Source organism: Helicobacter pylori (assembly GCF_002832345.1).
Classification (GTDB): domain Bacteria; phylum Campylobacterota; class Campylobacteria; order Campylobacterales; family Helicobacteraceae; genus Helicobacter; species Helicobacter pylori_CP.
Genome location: NZ_PHLZ01000016.1, coordinates 13,078 through 28,873, shown reverse-complemented (window position 1 = coordinate 28,873; position 15,796 = coordinate 13,078). Strand labels below are relative to the sequence as shown.

At 39.0% G+C, this 15,796-nt stretch carries 16 protein-coding genes and 3 pseudogenes; 14 read left to right on the top strand and 5 right to left on the bottom strand.

Translation table 11 applies throughout. From position 1 onward, the window contains the following. Window positions 1-8: 8 nt before the first annotated feature. The 5 genes from ileS to CXY28_RS05560 are packed head-to-tail and all read left to right on the top strand — an operon-like array spanning window position 9 to window position 6,067. Complete coding sequence (ileS, locus tag CXY28_RS05580) at window positions 9-2,771, top strand: isoleucine--tRNA ligase (RefSeq protein ID WP_100979866.1); 2,763 nt, start codon at window positions 9-11, stop codon at window positions 2,769-2,771. Window positions 2,772-2,787: 16 nt separating this feature from the next. Beyond that, a complete protein-coding gene (locus tag CXY28_RS05575; protein WP_100979864.1) occupies window positions 2,788-3,702 on the top strand; it encodes an ATPase, T2SS/T4P/T4SS family in 915 nt (304 codons plus the stop codon). Next, on the top strand, window positions 3,703-5,007 hold the full coding sequence (fliI, locus tag CXY28_RS05570) for a flagellar protein export ATPase FliI (protein ID WP_001927743.1): 1,305 nt from the start codon (window positions 3,703-3,705) through the stop codon (window positions 5,005-5,007). It abuts the gene before it with no gap. Between the two features lie 10 nt (window positions 5,008-5,017). Next, a complete protein-coding gene (gene fliQ / locus CXY28_RS05565) occupies window positions 5,018-5,284 on the top strand; it encodes a flagellar biosynthesis protein FliQ (protein WP_000445741.1) in 267 nt (88 codons plus the stop codon). A gap of 3 nt (window positions 5,285-5,287) precedes the next feature. Further along, window positions 5,288-6,067, top strand: coding sequence for a UDP-N-acetylmuramate dehydrogenase (locus CXY28_RS05560; protein WP_100979862.1), 780 nt, complete (start codon window positions 5,288-5,290; stop codon window positions 6,065-6,067). Between the two features lie 60 nt (window positions 6,068-6,127). On the opposite strand, the gene CXY28_RS05555 is transcribed toward CXY28_RS05560, so the two are convergent. The 5 genes and pseudogenes from CXY28_RS05555 to rsfS all read right to left on the bottom strand — a co-directional run bounded on the left by CXY28_RS05555 (window position 6,128) and on the right by rsfS (window position 10,147). Continuing rightward, entirely contained in the window at window positions 6,128-6,979 is an 852-nt protein-coding gene (locus CXY28_RS05555; protein ID WP_100972096.1) for a phosphoethanolamine transferase, read from the bottom strand. Then, window positions 6,961-7,781: pseudogene (locus tag CXY28_RS05550) on the bottom strand (sulfatase-like hydrolase/transferase). Before CXY28_RS05550 ends, CXY28_RS05555 begins: the two are co-directional and overlap by 19 nt. Before the next feature lie 15 nt (window positions 7,782-7,796). Then, window positions 7,797-8,900, bottom strand: coding sequence for a glycosyltransferase family 8 protein (locus tag CXY28_RS05545; RefSeq protein ID WP_100979858.1), 1,104 nt, complete (start codon window positions 8,898-8,900; stop codon window positions 7,797-7,799). A gap of 4 nt (window positions 8,901-8,904) precedes the next feature. Further along, a complete protein-coding gene (miaA, locus tag CXY28_RS05540; protein WP_100979857.1) occupies window positions 8,905-9,798 on the bottom strand; it encodes a tRNA (adenosine(37)-N6)-dimethylallyltransferase MiaA in 894 nt (297 codons plus the stop codon). Between the two features lie 7 nt (window positions 9,799-9,805). Continuing rightward, the gene (gene rsfS, locus CXY28_RS05535; RefSeq protein ID WP_001042225.1) at window positions 9,806-10,147 is read right to left on the bottom strand and encodes a ribosome silencing factor; all 342 of its coding nucleotides are present in this window, start codon (window positions 10,145-10,147) and stop codon (window positions 9,806-9,808) included. A 59-nt stretch (window positions 10,148-10,206) separates the two neighbouring features. On the opposite strand from rsfS, the gene queF reads away from it, so the two are divergent. The 9 genes and pseudogenes from queF (at window position 10,207) to CXY28_RS05490 (ending at window position 15,796) form a co-directional block, all read left to right on the top strand. Then, window positions 10,207-10,653, top strand: coding sequence for a preQ(1) synthase (gene queF / locus CXY28_RS05530; RefSeq protein WP_000187099.1), 447 nt, complete (start codon window positions 10,207-10,209; stop codon window positions 10,651-10,653). A gap of 54 nt (window positions 10,654-10,707) precedes the next feature. Beyond that, window positions 10,708-11,706: pseudogene (locus tag CXY28_RS08970) on the top strand (hypothetical protein). Between the two features lie 64 nt (window positions 11,707-11,770). Next, on the top strand, window positions 11,771-12,313 hold the full coding sequence (locus tag CXY28_RS05520; RefSeq protein ID WP_015643690.1) for a hypothetical protein: 543 nt from the start codon (window positions 11,771-11,773) through the stop codon (window positions 12,311-12,313). A gap of 37 nt (window positions 12,314-12,350) precedes the next feature. Next, window positions 12,351-13,370, top strand: a complete 1,020-nt coding sequence (locus CXY28_RS05515; RefSeq protein WP_232728134.1) for a hypothetical protein — start codon at window positions 12,351-12,353, stop codon at window positions 13,368-13,370. Window positions 13,371-13,963: 593 nt separating this feature from the next. After that, window positions 13,964-14,044: pseudogene (locus CXY28_RS09080) on the top strand (AAA family ATPase); the annotation flags it as partial. Continuing rightward, window positions 14,022-14,810, top strand: coding sequence for a hypothetical protein (locus CXY28_RS05505; protein ID WP_001140579.1), 789 nt, complete (start codon window positions 14,022-14,024; stop codon window positions 14,808-14,810). The pseudogene CXY28_RS09080 and the gene CXY28_RS05505, both read left to right, overlap by 23 nt. Before the next feature lie 2 nt (window positions 14,811-14,812). Then, window positions 14,813-15,043, top strand: a complete 231-nt coding sequence (locus CXY28_RS05500) for a hypothetical protein (RefSeq protein ID WP_100977688.1) — start codon at window positions 14,813-14,815, stop codon at window positions 15,041-15,043. Further along, window positions 15,036-15,515, top strand: coding sequence for a hypothetical protein (locus CXY28_RS05495; protein WP_100977689.1), 480 nt, complete (start codon window positions 15,036-15,038; stop codon window positions 15,513-15,515). The genes CXY28_RS05500 and CXY28_RS05495 overlap by 8 nt, the downstream gene beginning before the upstream one ends. Further along, the gene (locus CXY28_RS05490; protein ID WP_000736106.1) at window positions 15,512-15,796 is read left to right on the top strand and encodes a TrbC/VirB2 family protein; all 285 of its coding nucleotides are present in this window, start codon (window positions 15,512-15,514) and stop codon (window positions 15,794-15,796) included. The genes CXY28_RS05495 and CXY28_RS05490 overlap by 4 nt, the downstream gene beginning before the upstream one ends.

Sequence of the window (15,796 nt, the reverse complement as noted above, 5' to 3'; positions counted from 1 at the left end):
ATCAATCAGTGAAAGAATACAAAGACACCCTAAACTTAAACACAACCACCTTTTCTATGAAAGGGAATTTGAGCGTTAATGAGCCTAAAACTTACGCTAAATGGCAAGAACAGCAAGCGTTCAAACGCATGCAAGCTAGGAAAGATAACCATGGGGATTTCACTTTGCATGACGGGCCGCCTTATGCGAATGGGCATTTGCATTTAGGGCATGCCTTAAATAAAATTTTAAAAGACATTGTCGTTAAAAGAGAATATTTTAAAGGGAAGAAAATCTATTACACGCCCGGTTGGGATTGCCATGGCTTGCCCATTGAGCAGCAAATTTTAGAGCGATTAGAAAAAGAAAAAACAAGCCTAGAAAACCCCACGCTGTTTAGAGAAAAGTGCCGAGATCATGCGAAAAAGTTTTTAGAGATTCAAAAGAATGAATTTTTGCAATTAGGCGTTTTGGGGGATTTTGAAGATCCTTATAAAACCATGGATTTTAAATTTGAAGCGAGCATTTATAGGGCTTTAGTGGAAGTGGCTAAAAAAGGGCTTTTGAAAGAGCGCCACAAGCCTATTTATTGGAGTTATGCATGCGAGAGCGCTTTAGCGGAAGCTGAAGTGGAATATAAGGTGAAAAAATCGCCCTCCATTTTCGTGGCGTTTGGTTTGAAAAAGGAGAGTTTAGAAAAATTAAAAGTCAAAAAAGCGAGCTTGGTGATTTGGACGACCACGCCCTGGACTTTGTATGCGAATGAAGCGATCGCTTTGAAAAAAGACGCCCTTTATGCGCTCACCCAAAAAGGCTATTTAGTCGCTAAAGTCTTGCATGAAAAATTAGCCGCTTTAGGGGTGGTGGATAATGCGATCACGCATGAATTCAATTCCAATGATTTAGAATATTTGAAGGCCACCAATCCTTTAAACCAAAGAGATTCCCTAATCACTCTAGGAGAGCATGTCGGTTTAGAAGATGGCACAGGAGCCGTGCATACCGCTCCCGGGCATGGTGAAGAGGACTATTATTTAGGCTTAAAATATAATTTAGAAGTGTTAATGTCTGTAGATGAAAAAGGTTGCTATGATGAGGGCATTATCCATAACCAACTATTAGATGAAAGCTATCTGGGCGAGCATGTTTTTAAGGCTCAAAAACGCATTATAGAGCAATTGGGCGATTCTTTATTGCTAGAGCAAGAGATTGAGCATTCCTACCCGCATTGCTGGAGGACGCACAAGCCTGTGATTTACAGAGCGACCACGCAATGGTTTATTTTAATGGATGAGCCTTTCATTCAAAATGATGGCTCTCAAAAAACCTTAAGAGAAGTGGCTTTGAACGCGATTGAAAAGGTGGAATTTGTGCCAAGCAACGGGAAAAACCGCCTAAAAACCATGATAGAAAACCGCCCTGATTGGTGCTTGAGCCGGCAAAGAAAATGGGGCGTGCCACTGGCCTTTTTCATAGACAAACGCACGAATAAGCCTTGTTTTGAAAGCGAAGTTTTAGAGCATGTGGCGAATCTTTTTGAGAAAAAAGGCTGTGATGTGTGGTGGGAGTCTAGCGTGAAAGATTTATTGCCCCCTAGCTATCAAGAGGACGCCAAGCATTACGAAAAAGTCATGCACATTTTAGACGTGTGGTTTGATAGCGGTAGCACCTTTAAGGCGGTTTTAGAAGACTATCATGGAGCAAAGGGGCAAAGTCCTAGCGATGTGGTTTTAGAAGGGAGCGATCAGCATAGGGGGTGGTTTCAAAGCTCGCTTTTAATCGGTTGTGTTTTAAATAATCAAGCCCCTTTTAAAAAGGTCATTACGCATGGCTTCATTGTAGATGAAAAGGGCGAGAAAATGAGTAAATCTAAAGGCAATGTGGTGTCTTTGGACAAGCTGCTCAAAACGCATGGGAGCGATGTGGTGCGTTTGTGGGTAGCGTTTAATGACTATCAAAACGATTTGAGGGTCTCTCAAACCTTTTTCACTCAAACAGAACAGCATTATAAAAAATTCCGCAACACCCTAAAATTCTTACTCGCCAATTTTAGCGATATGGATCTTAAGAATTTAGAACGCTCCCATGATTTTAGCCCTTTAGATCATTTTATATTAGAGGCTTTAGAAACCATAAGTGCTGGAGTCAATAGCGCGTTTGAAGAGCATGATTTTGTGAAAGGCTTGAATATTTTAATGGCGTTTGTTACCAATGAATTGAGCGGGATTTATTTAGACGCTTGTAAGGATAGCTTGTATTGCGATAGCAAAAACAATGAAAAACGCCAAGCCATTCAAATGGTCTTACTCGCTGTGGCCAGTAAATTATGCTACTTTTTAGCCCCGATTTTAACGCACACGATTGAAGAAGTTTTAGAGCATAGCCAGGTGCTTTGTGCGTTTTTACAAGCTAAAGATGTGTTTGATCTAAAAGGCATTAGCGTTTCAGAAAAACTCCACCTTAAAGAGTTTAAAAAACCAGAAAATTTTGAAGCCGTTTTAGCCTTGCGTTCTGCCTTTAATGAAGAGTTAGATCGCTTGAAAAAAGAAGGCGTGGTGAAAAATTCGTTGGAATGCGCTATTGAAGTGAAAGAAAAAGCGTTGCGTGAAAATTTAGTAGAAGAATTGCTCATGGTGAGCTTTGTAGGGGTTGCAAAAGAAAAATTAAGCAAAACGCCAACATTCACGCTCTTTAAAGCCCCCTTTTATAAATGCCCCAGGTGTTGGCGTTTTAAAAGCGAGTTAGAAAACACCCCTTGCAAGCGCTGCGAAGAGGTTTTAAAAGAGCGATGATAAAAGGATAGGGCTTTTGGAAACTTTACAAACCCATAGAGTTTTACAAGCCCTAATCGGCCATTTTACCCCTTTTTTAGAAAGCGGGATCACCGAGCTAATCATCAACACCGAGCAGGAGCTTTGGCTTTATAAAATCAATAACACACGAGAAAAAAGAGGGCATGCGCTTTTTGATAAGGCGTTTTTGCTGAGGTTTTGCGAGCAATTGGCTAGTTTTAGGGGGTTGTTTTTTGATGAAGAGCACCCCACCTTAAATTGCTCTATCCCTTTCACGCGCTATAGGGTGAGCGCGAATCATTTTAGCATCACTACCAATAATCAAATCACGCTCAATATCCGTGTGCCTAGGCTTAAGCCCTTAAGTTTAGACGATTTCACTTTTAAAGCAAGCGATCCAAAGGGTTTGAAAGATTTAGCGCTAAAAGGGTATAACATTCTCATTAGCGGGGAGACTTCAAGCGGTAAAACTAGCCTATTAAACGCTCTTTTAGATTGCGTCAATAAAGATGAAAGGGTGGTGAGCGTTGAAGACAGCCAAGAATTGGATTTAAAAGCGTTTAGTAATTGCGTAGGGCTTTTAGTGGGCAAGCAAGAAAACACGCGCTTTAATTATGAAGACGCTCTCAATATGGCCATGCGCTTAAACCCGGACAGGCTCATTGTGGGCGAGATTGACACCAGGAATGCAGCGCTCTTTTTGCGTTTAGGAAACACCGGGCATAAGGGCATGCTCTCAACCATTCACGCCAATAGCGCTCAAAACACTTTAGAAGCCCTTTCACTGAATTTAAGCATGCGTTATACGCATTCATTAGATAAGGATTTGATGCGAGCGTATTTTAAAAGCGCGATTGATGTGATCGTGCATGTGAATAGAATCAACAATGAGCGCCAAATCGCTGAAGTCTTATGGACTAAAGAGCTTTAAATGCCCCTAAAATCCTTAAAAAACCGCTTGAATCAGCATTTTGATCTATCGCCTCGCTACGGGAGCGTGAAAAAAATCATGCCCAATATCGTTTATGCGGATGGTTTTAACCCGTCTGTGGGCGATGTGGTGAAGATTGAAAAAAGCGATGGCAGCGAATGCGTGGGGATGGTGGTGGTGGCAGAAAAAGAGCAGTTTGGTTTCACGCCCTTTAATTTTATAGAGGGGGCTAGGGCTGGCGATAAGGTGCTATTTTTAAAAGAGGGGTTGAATTTCCCTGTGGGCCGCAATCTTTTAGGGAGGGTGCTTAACCCTTTAGGGCAAGTCATTGACAATAAGGGGGCGCTAGATTATGAACGATTAGCGCCTGTCATTACAACGCCTATAGCCCCTTTAAAAAGAGGCTTGATTGATGAGGTTTTTAGCGTGGGGGTGAAGAGCATTGATGGGCTTTTGACTTGCGGTAAGGGGCAAAAACTGGGCATTTTTGCCGGCTCTGGGGTGGGTAAATCCACGCTAATGGGCATGATCACTAGGGGTTGCTTAGCGCCCATTAAAGTGATCGCTTTGATTGGGGAAAGGGGCAGAGAAATCCCTGAATTTATAGAGAAAAACTTAAAAGGGGATTTAAGCTCTTGCGTGTTAGTGGTCGCTACGAGCGATGATAGCCCTTTAATGCGCAAATACGGGGCTTTTTGCGCGATGAGCGTGGCGGAGTATTTTAAAAACCAAGGGCTAGACGTGTTGTTTATCATGGATTCAGTGACTCGTTTCGCTATGGCTCAAAGAGAAATCGGTTTAGCTTTAGGCGAACCGCCCACTTCCAAAGGCTACCCCCCATCCGCGCTTTCCTTATTGCCTCAATTAATGGAGAGAGCGGGCAAGGAAGAAAATAAGGGGAGCATCACGGCTTTTTTTAGCGTGCTAGTAGAGGGCGATGATTTGAGCGATCCCATAGCCGATCAAGCCAGGAGTATTTTAGATGGGCATATTGTCTTAAGCAGGGAATTAACCGATTATGGGATCTACCCGCCTATTAATATTTTAAACTCCGCATCAAGGGTGGCTAAAGACATCATCAGCGAGTCTCAAAACCTTTGCGCGAGAAAATTCCGCCGTTTGTATGCGTTATTGAAAGAAAATGAAATGCTCATTCGCATCGGCTCTTATCAAATGGGGAACGATAAAGAGCTTGATGAAGCGATTAAGAAAAAGGCTTTAATGGAGCAGTTTTTAGTGCAAGATGAAAACGCTTTGCAGCCTTTTGAACAAAGCTTTCAGCAATTAGAAGAAATCTTAAGATAAGAGGAATGTTATGGAATCACAACTCATGAAACTCGCCATTGAGACTTATAAAATCACTTTGATGATTTCTTTACCGGTATTACTAGCGGGCTTGGTGGTGGGGCTATTAGTCAGTATTTTTCAAGCGACCACTCAAATCAATGAAATGACTTTGTCTTTTGTGCCTAAGATTTTAGCCGTGATTGGGGTGCTGATTTTAACCATGCCGTGGATGACGAACATGCTTTTAGATTACACCAAAACCTTAATCAAGCTCATTCCTAAAATCATAGGCTAGCAAATGCTAGAAAAAACCATTGATTTTTCTCGTTACAGCAGCGTGAAAATCGGCGCGCTTTTAAAAGTGAGCGTTTTAGAAAACGATAATGAAATTTCTCAAGAACACCAGATCATCGGTTTAGCGAACAACCTTTTAATCGCCCCTAGCGCGAAAAATCTCGCCCTTTTAGGCCCAAACTACGATTACATTTGCGATAAAGGCGAATGCGTTGAAATAGGGGGAGCGACGAATTCTTCTAAAATTTTTAATTATTTTAGGGCGAATGATTTAGAGGGTTTGGAGTTTTTAGGGCAATTGCCTGGCACTTTAGGGGCGTTAGTTAAAATGAATGCCGGCATGAAAGAATTTGAAATCAAAAATGTTTTAGAAAGCGCTTGCATTAATAATGAATGGCTAGGGAGTGGAGCGCTAGGATTAGATTATCGCAGCAGCAAATTCAATGGCGTTGTTTTAAGGGCGAGGTTTAAAAAAACGCATGGCTTTAGACAAGAAGTTTTAAAAGCGTGTAAAAGCATGCGCAAAAGCCATCCCAAATTGCCTAATTTTGGGAGCTGTTTCAAAAACCCGCCTAACGATTATGCGGGCAGGCTTTTAGAGGGTGCGGGCTTAAGGGGTTATCGCTTAAAAAGAGTGGGCTTTGCTAAAGAGCATGCGAATTTTTTGGTGAATTTGGGGGGTGCAGAATTTGAAGAAGCGCTGGATTTGATAGAACTCGCTAAAGCCAGAGTGTTACAAGAATACGGCATTCATTTAGAAGAAGAAGTGAAGATTTTAAGGTAGGGTTGAAAGGCTTTATGTGGAATCAAGCTTATCCCTATTAATGAGAACAGAGCCTTATTATTATTTAGTCCTATCATAATTCATGCTGCCATAACAAACAGCCCTTTTCCTTTGAGAGTCAAATTTAGGGCTAAAAAGGTTTTTACTCTCTATTTCATCTTTAGTGTGAATGCCCACCAAAGGCAAAAGAGAATGGATTAAATCATCGCTCATGAAAGGTTTGTTTAAAGCGTTTTTAATCAACTTCACTTTCTCGGGGTGTTTTTCTTTAAAAATATCGCTCACATAAATCATAAAAGGGATTTCTAATCCCGCTTTAGAACAGCTATGCCCATAAGTAGGGCCGCTTTCAAAAATATCTTGAGCATGATCGCTCAAATAAAACACAATAGCGTCTTTATCTTTAAAGAGGTTAAAAATCCCATTCAAAACAAAGTCGTTATAATAAAGCGAATTGACATAATCGGCAACGATTTGTTTGTCTCTATCATTGCTCGCATGCAAATTAGAAAAAGACAAATCGCTTGGTTTGAATTTGGCGAAGCTTTTAGGGAAACGATCGGCATACCAAGAATGAGAGCCAAGCAAATGGAACACGATAAAATTCTTGCTTTTTAATTTTGGCTGGACATTTTTAGAATAAAATTTCACTAGCTCTTCATCGTATGCACCATAGTTTCCTAAAATATAGTAGCGGTTTTTAGAACGATTAGAGACTAGATTTTGTGTGATCCCCCATTCATCGACGATTTGTTTTTCTAACCAAAAAGTTTCATAATGGGATCGCTTGAAAATGTCTATCATGTTGTGGTAATGATACCAAGGCTTATTCATTTCAGCGTTGCTATAATTGAGCAAGTTTTCAAAGACATCAGAGGTGTGGGCTTCTTTGCTTATCGTGTCAGAAAACACGAACAGGTTGTTACTCTCTCTCTCTCTCGTTGGCGAGTTCGCTCAATAAGGGGTTATTAGGGGCGTTATAGCCATAGAGTTGCATGAAATTTCTGCTCGCGCTTTCACCGATGACTAAGACGACATTTTCAACATCACCCGTGCTAGAAAGATAGCCGTTTGGTAAATAAAGGTTATTTAAAAAGCTATAAAATTTTATGGCTTGTTGGCGATCAAACAAGCTCAAATAGGCGGAATAAAACCCCCTAGTTAAGGAAAGAGAAAACAATGATCTTTTTAAAATCGCATCATTCTCTGTAAGGTGTTTAACGTTACGAACGCTCCCTATTGTAAGGATAGAAAGCCCTAAAACGCTCGCTATCACACTAGGCACAAGCACTCTAAAACGAATGATTTTAATAGCGATCAACAAAGCGATCAAAATCAAAGCGTAGTAAAACAAATAATTTTTATAGCTTTTTACAAACGCCATCGTTTCAGAGCTGTTTGTGGCTAAAAGTGTGTCAATCAATCCTTTGGAAAAAGGCATTTTAAACATAAACAGCGTAAAAATTTCTGCGACGCTAAAAACAATACCGCTTCCTATAAACAGCCATTCTAATGAATGTTGCAAGCGCTTTTTAGGGATTAGCACGGCAACATAATACACCACAAACCCGATTAAAAAAGCGCCTAAAAAACCTTTAGAGAAAGAAAACAAATCGCTATTTTTGTAAGTGTTAGAAAGAGCGTTACACAAGAGAAACATTAAAAATTTTTCATCTAAAATGACGCTATTTGCAAAGAATTTTAAAAACTTCAATCGTTTTTCCGTCCTTTAAGTGGGTTTGAAAACTTTTTTCAAAATATTTTTTACCCTAAAACCCAAATAATTTCTAATCGTTTGCGATCTTATGTGGGTTTTAAAAGATTGCATTTGTTGGTCTTTGGCCATTTCAAGGCGTTCTTTAAAAAAATCGTTTTTAAAAGGGGTGCAAAAAAGGTTGGCGAGCCAAAAACCCGCTTCAGCTTCATAGCAAATCAAACGCCCGTTTAAAGAACTGACAGAACGCCACGGCTTGTATTTGATGAAATGGAGCATGATGATGTTTTTAGGGTAGTGTTGGTTGAAAAAATCAGAATAACAATTATAATAAATAGGCAATTCTAAAATGCGCTCCCAAAACACCATATTGATTAAACACTGCTCAGGGTAGAAAAGGTCTTTCCCCCTAGTTTTTAGAAATTCCAAGGCGGTTTTTTCAAACCCGTCTTGGCGCCACCGATCCAGATGCGCTACCAAAAAGCCCATGTTAAAGCCTTGATGGATGCGTTGTAACTCGTTTGGGCTAAAGCGTGAAAAATCAATCTTAAAATTCTTACAAGCACGCTCGCAAAAATCACAAAAGGCTTCAAAAGGAAGGTGGGAAAAAGTGTCTCTCACCATGCCAAGTGATTTAGTGGGGTCATTATCTAGCGCAAAATAAGCGCTTGCAACATCGCCTAAAAACACCGTATCCACATCTATGGAAATGATTTTAGAATAATTAGGGAAGAGTGAAGCAAGCAAAAGCCGGCACAAAACAAGAAGCCCGCCATAACGCTTGGAGCAAGACTCATTGAGATAGCTTTCTATGGAATGATCCAGCGAATTGATATGGATAAACTCTAATGAAGCGAATGTTTTAAAAGGCTCAATGGTTTTTAAAAGCTTGTTTTGCTGCTCTAAAGTAACCCCTTTAACCAAACAATGGATTTTATACACGATGTTAGCGCCTAAAAGTTGGTTGCTTTGATTTAAGGGGCTAAAGTCTATCGTGCTTGTGTGCCTGCTCGCATGGGAGAGTAACGAATAAAGGCAAACTCCTGCCCCTAGCGCGTAATTTTTATCAAAACTCATAAAAATAGGGATAATTTGATCGGGTAAGTTTTGCGTATCCATTAGATTATCCTTTAATACCGCTTTTTGAGTGTTTTAAAATCGCATGCCTAACTTCTTTAACGCTCCCTGTGTAAAGGTTATTGAATTGGGTTTTATTGAAAGTGTTTTGGCGCTTGGCTAATTTGATGGTGTTAGAGATAATCGCTTCTTCTAGCTCCTTTAAAGTGAGTTGTTTTTCTAAAAAAAGAACGCTCTCTTTAACGCCTATGGCTTTAAAAGGCTGCGAATCTTTAGGGTATTGAGTATAGAGGGCTTTGATTTCTTCAATAAGCCCTAAATGGAGCATGTTTTTGGTGCGCTGTTTGATGTTGTTATGGAGCGCGTTTTTTTCAATAGACAGAGCGAATACTGAGATGGCATGCTCAAAGGGTTTTTTAGGGTTAGCCTTAAAATACTCGCTTGGGGGCGTGTGGGTGGCATAAAAGATTTCTAAAGCCTTATGGATGCGGTAAGTGTCGTTTGGATGGATTTTAAAAGCCATGTTAGGGTCAATGGATTTTAAAAATGCGTAAGGGTCAGCTAGGGTGCTGATTTCTCGCTCTATTTTTACAACCTCTTCACTGCTCAGTTTTGGCATGCGGCTCAAACCTTCTAAAATGGATTTGAGGTAAAAGCTGCTCCCTCCCACAATGAGTAAAATCTCTTTTTGGGATACTCTCATGGCGTCCTCTAAAAGGGTTTTAAAAAGGAGGGCGTTATTTTTTTCATCAATGTTAAGGTAGTCTAGGGCGTAATGCTTGATATTTTTTCGCTCTTTTAAGCTCGGTTTAGCCGAAGCGATATTAATGTCTTTATAAATACTCAAAGAATCCAAAGAAAAGATTTCAGCGTCCAATTCTTGGGCTAATTCAATGGAAAGAGTGCTTTTTCCGCTCCCGCTAGGCCCTAAAAGTGCGATGAGTTTCTTAGGCGTTTTGATAAGGAATCTCCCTTTTATAAGCGTTCAAAAACCCTTCTAAATCAAATTTTTTACGGCATTCTTCTGTGAATAGATGGATCATCAAATCCCCCAAATCCAAAATAATCCACTCTTCATTAGACTCATCTATCTGGTAAAAGACTTCGCCCAAAGGCTTAAGGGTGTTTTTAAGTGCGTCTAATAAAGAAAGGGCATGCTTATTCGCTAGCGTGGTGGCGATAATGACATCTTCTACCAAGTAGGGGGTTTTAGACAAATCAATATGCGTAATATCAAAAGCCTTTTTCTCATCTAATAAAGCCGTAATCGTTTCTATGCGTTTGTTCATGAGTTTCCTAAAAAATGGGTTAAAATAGCCTTATTATAACTTAAATCAAGGAAAGATTAATGACCCCTGAACTAAACCTCAAATCCTTAGGCGCTAAAACGCCCTATATTTTTGAATACAACAGCGATTTACTAGAAGCTTTCCCTAACCCAAACCCCAATTTAGACCCCTTAATCACTCTAGAATGCAAGGAATTTACAAGCCTTTGTCCGATCACTTCCCAGCCGGATTTTGGCGTGATTTTTATCCGCTACATCCCTAAAGATAAAATGGTAGAAAGCAAGTCTTTAAAACTCTATTTATTCAGTTACAGAAACCATGGGAGTTTCCATGAGAGTTGTATCAATACGATTTTACTAGATTTAGTCAAATTGCTAGAGCCAAAGTATTTGGAAGTGTATGGGGATTTTGTCTCTAGGGGTGGGATTGCGATCAAGCCCTTTGTGAATTATGCGATCAAAGAATACCAAGACTTTAAAGAAAAACGCCTTTTGAATGCGAAATAACGCGCAAGAAAGGTTTTAAGATCAAAGCCATTCCAAATTAAATAAGGAGAGCCAATGCCTTTACCATTCATTTTAGGAGGGATTGCATTAGCTGTTGCGGGTTATGGGGTTAAAAAAGGCTTAGGCCTATGATGATAACAAGGAAGCAGAGGATTTGCACAATCAAGCACAAAATCGCTATAAAGAAGCTGAAATAGAACTTAAAGAAAAGCAAGAGATTGCACAAAATGCCTTTGAGAGTCTAGGAGCGTTACAAGAAAAAATTGTCAATACTTCTTTGGAACGCTATAAGGGCATTGTTGATAAGCTCAATATCGAAGACAGAGCGAGTTGGCAAGAAATTGTTGGGAAAGAAAGCTTACGGCGCTTGGTGAGCGTCCGTGATGCCATTGTGGATTTGGGGACAGCGCTAGGCTCTGTGGTGGGTTCTGTAGCAGCTGGGGCAATGGCAGGTTTTGGGGCTTGTGGGCTTGCAGGATTGGTAGGTAGTGCTTCTACAGACACAGCTATTAGTGCTTTAGGGGGTAGCAGCGACTAATGCTACTTTAGAATGGTTTGGAGGAGGTTCTTTGGCAGCTGGGGGTCTTGGCATGGCTGGAGGGGCTTGGGTTTTAGGGGGGATTGTGGCCGCACCTGTGATTGCGGTAGCAGCTTCTGTTTTTGCCAGCAAGGCAAAGGAGAGAAAATACGATGCAAAGAGTTATTATGATAGCGTGCATGCCGTTTGTGTGCATGGAATCTGAAGGGCTCACTTGGTGTAACATCGTTTGCAAAGCCCAAGAGAAAGAGTATGGTTTGCATCATTTAGATGAGTAGTTTCAAGAGGTTTTAGGGATCGTGGAGAGGTGCATGCAAACCAAGGGGCTTAATGTGCATACTTGGAGTCAAGAAGAAAAAAATCAAGTTAAAATTCTCATGCAACAGGCAGAAACTCTAACGATCACTATTAGCACTCCTTTAATGCACGATTCTGACCCGCTCACGCAAGAACTCAAAAAACACCAACAAGAGTGTTCGGAGTTGATGAAAAAAATCCAAGAGAGATGGGGTTGATCGCATAAAAATTACAAGAGTAAGGCTAGGAGCAAGGCATGGCAACTAAAGAATTTTATGAAGAGTGATCGAAGAAATTGGCACGCAGACTTTAGCCCGTTTGGGGCTTAATATCTTTAGTCTTAACACCTATAAGGCTTATGGAGCGAGCGTAGGGATGAGTGCGGACACCTTTAGGGCTTATGAGAGACACCAGAAAAACCCACACTACTATGGACAAACCTTTGAAGAGCTAGAAACAGGGCAACGCAATATTCAAGACGCGTTTTTAAACACGGAGCATAAGACTTACACTATAGACACGCTAGGTGACATTAAAAAAGTTCAGGGCATTTTAAGGAGTGGTAAGAAAATAGAAAATCTCAATCCCAAAGATCAAGCCAAAGTGGAACATATTCTAGCCTTTTATGGCGATGAAGTGCAAAACATGGACTTTAGAGGCGAACTGGGCGAACTAGCTCGCACCAACCACAACACCACAGACACAGTAACCCTAGATAAAAATAACAATGTGATAAACGCCGACCAACTCAAGGTGATTAAAGATACAAAAGGGTTGTTGGAAGAACGCTATTTAGAAAGTGGAGTGGATTTACGCATACCTTAATGAAGATTACAAGCACCATAAGGAAAATTTGGAAAAAATGATCATAAAGGGGGGAGAACAAGGGCAAAGAGCTAAGCAAGCCTTAGACAAGCTCAATGCTAGCAACACGACTAACTACTGGATGTGTGAAAACCCTAGAGTTAGCACACTAATGACTCAAAGTGTGGTAGCTAGCGGGCATATCGCCCAAGCGGGTTTGAGCGATGCGATTGTAGTGAGTCTCTCCACTTTAGCCGGTGGCATTGTGTGGGAGATTAAAGACATGTATATGCAACGCACAACCGATACAAACACTAGCATTTTGGAGCGAATCAAACGGCTTTTAAATAAAACCTTAGAAGCTTTTAAGGCGGCTTTTAAGCGTGGGGCAGGCTTTGGGGCGATTGATGTGATCGTAGGGATTGCAGAGCAAATCTTTAAAAGCGTAGCAGGCTCACTGCGTCAGCTTTGGCAAGCCATAAGGAACTCCGCTAAATCCATTTACAATGGTATTATTTCTTATGTTAAAGGAGAGATTAAAAGTTTTAGGGATTTGCTCAAAGTCATTTTAAAATCTCTTTTTAGTGCGGCATGGGTTGTCGCTGCTGTGGGGATAGAAAAGAGTTTAGAGGCCAAATTAACTCTAATTGCACCCCCTCTAGCTCCCTTTATCGCGCCTATTTTGGCTATCGTATCTGCAGCCTTTGCGGTGGTGGTGAGTCATAGAAGTGTTGATATGGTGCTAGATTCTCTTTTTGGAGTGTTTGCGGCTAGAGATCGCGCCAAAATGCGTGCTGAAGAGATCGCTTCGCTAGCAGAAAACCATTTACCAGCCCTAATGGAAAAAAAAGAAAAGTTAGAAAAATTGATTAATAGCACACAAAAAGAGCGTTTGATGGCATTAGGTGCGTGTTTTGAATATTACAAAAAGGCTTATGCCTATTGTGATGGCGAGCGAATTTACAACGCCTTAGAGGGTGTTTGCCAACTCTTTGGTGGCACGCTCTCTATTAAAAGCATGCAAGATGTGCAAAAGGTGCTTGAAAACCCAAATCGCACAGGCAAATTGCGTTGGTAGCTTAAAAGCCCTTTTTTAAAGCAAGAAAAAACGCCTTTTGAATGCGAAATAATGGGATATTAGATGCGTATTAACTTTTTTGGCTAAAATGGGTTGTTAAAGACTTAAGGAGCGTGAAACAATGAAATGCATTCTTAAAAAATTTGCTTTCTCTCTTATAAGAACCCAATCTTTTATTCTACAATTCAAATTATTTAATGTTTTTAATTTTTTCAATCTCATATCGTTTTTTGCATGCGGAGTTAATAAAGTTAAAAAAGAGCGTTTAAATCCAAAGAACCTTACTCTCTAAAAGCAACTTTTTAGCAATGCGGCACTTAGAATACATCTTTATAGAAAAAGAATGTAATTATTTAGCTAGCTCTAAGCTTCTTAATTTTCTAATACTAACTTTTTAAAAACTATTTCTGTATTCTACCATAAATTTTGAAATTTTTGTTTATAGAATAAAAATCGGAAAAATTTTTCTTTACAATTTAATATTAATAGGGGGAGAGAGAATATATATTTATAGTTGCAATTACTATATTATATATATCTTTTTATTCTTTTTTTATAAATAGGCTCCTTATTATTGATTTTTTATAAATTACATTCTTACTAGAATGTTAGTTTCTGTCTCTAAGTCTCATAGAAAGAGACTTGAAAACTATGGCAAAGACATTAAAACCTAATTTAGATAAAGATGAGTTAAACACACTTTATAAGGCAAATCTTGCTTATGCTAAAAACACGCATGAGCATTATTTCAAATTTAAAAAAGATTTAGACTACAAACTCTTTAATCCTAGCATTATGCATGAGCAAGGTTCTATAAGCTTTGTAGGCGGACAAGGAGCTAAAAGATTATTAGACATACTCTACAAGCTCGCATTTAATGCTAAGTCTAATAAGATTGCCCTAGATAGACATTACGCCAAAATGTTTTTGCAAGTTGTAGCAAGAACTCTAAGAAAGAATGTCAATATATTAGAAGAGCAAGGTTTTATTGAAGTCATTAAAGGAAAACAAAGATACTTGTATGTGTATCTTAAAGATTACAGAGAATTAGAGGGCTATAACTACGTAGGAGCTAATCAAAAGAACAATATCCCATCGCCTTTTTTCTTACAGATTATGCGTTTCTTAGAAAAGTTTGCCAAAGAAATTAAGAGAGTAAAAATTAACAACAAAGAATGTGTTATGCATATTCCTAGCCAAGAGCTTATGCAAAGAGTTAATAATGTTGTTTTAAAATTCACGCCTATTTCTAATCCTAATACCACTTACACTTTATCCTACAAGGATTTAACAAACAAAGACATTCCTTCTAATCTTTGTTTCTATCAAACAGCCATTGTGAAGAAAAATCTCTTAAAGGCTTTAAAAGACAAAGAATGTGTAGGCGAACCTATTAACAACTCACCCAAAGTTTCAAACTACTTTCAAGAGAGTGCTTAAGAATGACACCAAGCACAACTTTAAATATTTGTTTCAATAAGAAAAACAGCAAACTGATTTTACAAATTGATTTTTCGCAAATGGATACCGAAACACAAGAAAAGTTTTTAGCGGATTTGTTTGAAAAAGCTTTACAAAAAAATCCACAAGCTTATTGGATAACAACAACTGAAACTAAGAATGAATTAACAAGAGAAGAGTTTTCAAATTTACTAAAGGAAAACAATGATTAAACTAATCTTACACAAGAAGTCCATACAAATTGATGAAACATTGCTGAATGTAAAAGAGCATTTAGAAAAGTTTTATTCAAACAAAGAACAAGAGACAATCGCAAAAACCTTAGAGAGCCAAACAGAGCTTACTTGCAGTTATTTATGGGATAAAGATTTTTTATTGCTAGAAAAGCATTTAGAAAATAGCTTAGGGCATTTTACTTTTGAGAGTGAGTTTGCCCTACTAAAAGACAAAGAGCCTTTGAATTTAGCTCAAATCAAACAAATCGGTGTTTTAAAGGTTATTACCTATGAAATGACACAAGCCTTAAAAAATCAAATCATTCATTTAACGCAAGTTGTCAATGAAGAAAATTTAGAGTTTGATGAAGAACTTGTTATTTATCACTTAGATTTTAAGCTCAATCAAAATACTTACAAAGTGTTAGCGAAATTTTGCGTGATTAAAAAAGAAAGGAACATTGCATGAAAAAATTAAGGCATTTTAGAAAGCTTATCGCCTTTTTAGGTTTTTCACCTCTTTTATTACAAGCGGATATGACTACCTTTTTTAATTCCATTGAACAACAGCTCACTAGCCCTACGGCTAAAGGCATTTTAATGGTTATTTTTTTAGGACTTGCTATTTTTATATGGAAAAACTTAGATAGATGGAAAGAAATTTTAATGACCGTGCTTGCTATTGCAATTGGTGCTGCAATCTTTTTTAAAGCCCCAGCCTTAGCTAACTGGTTTATGAGTATTTTTTAA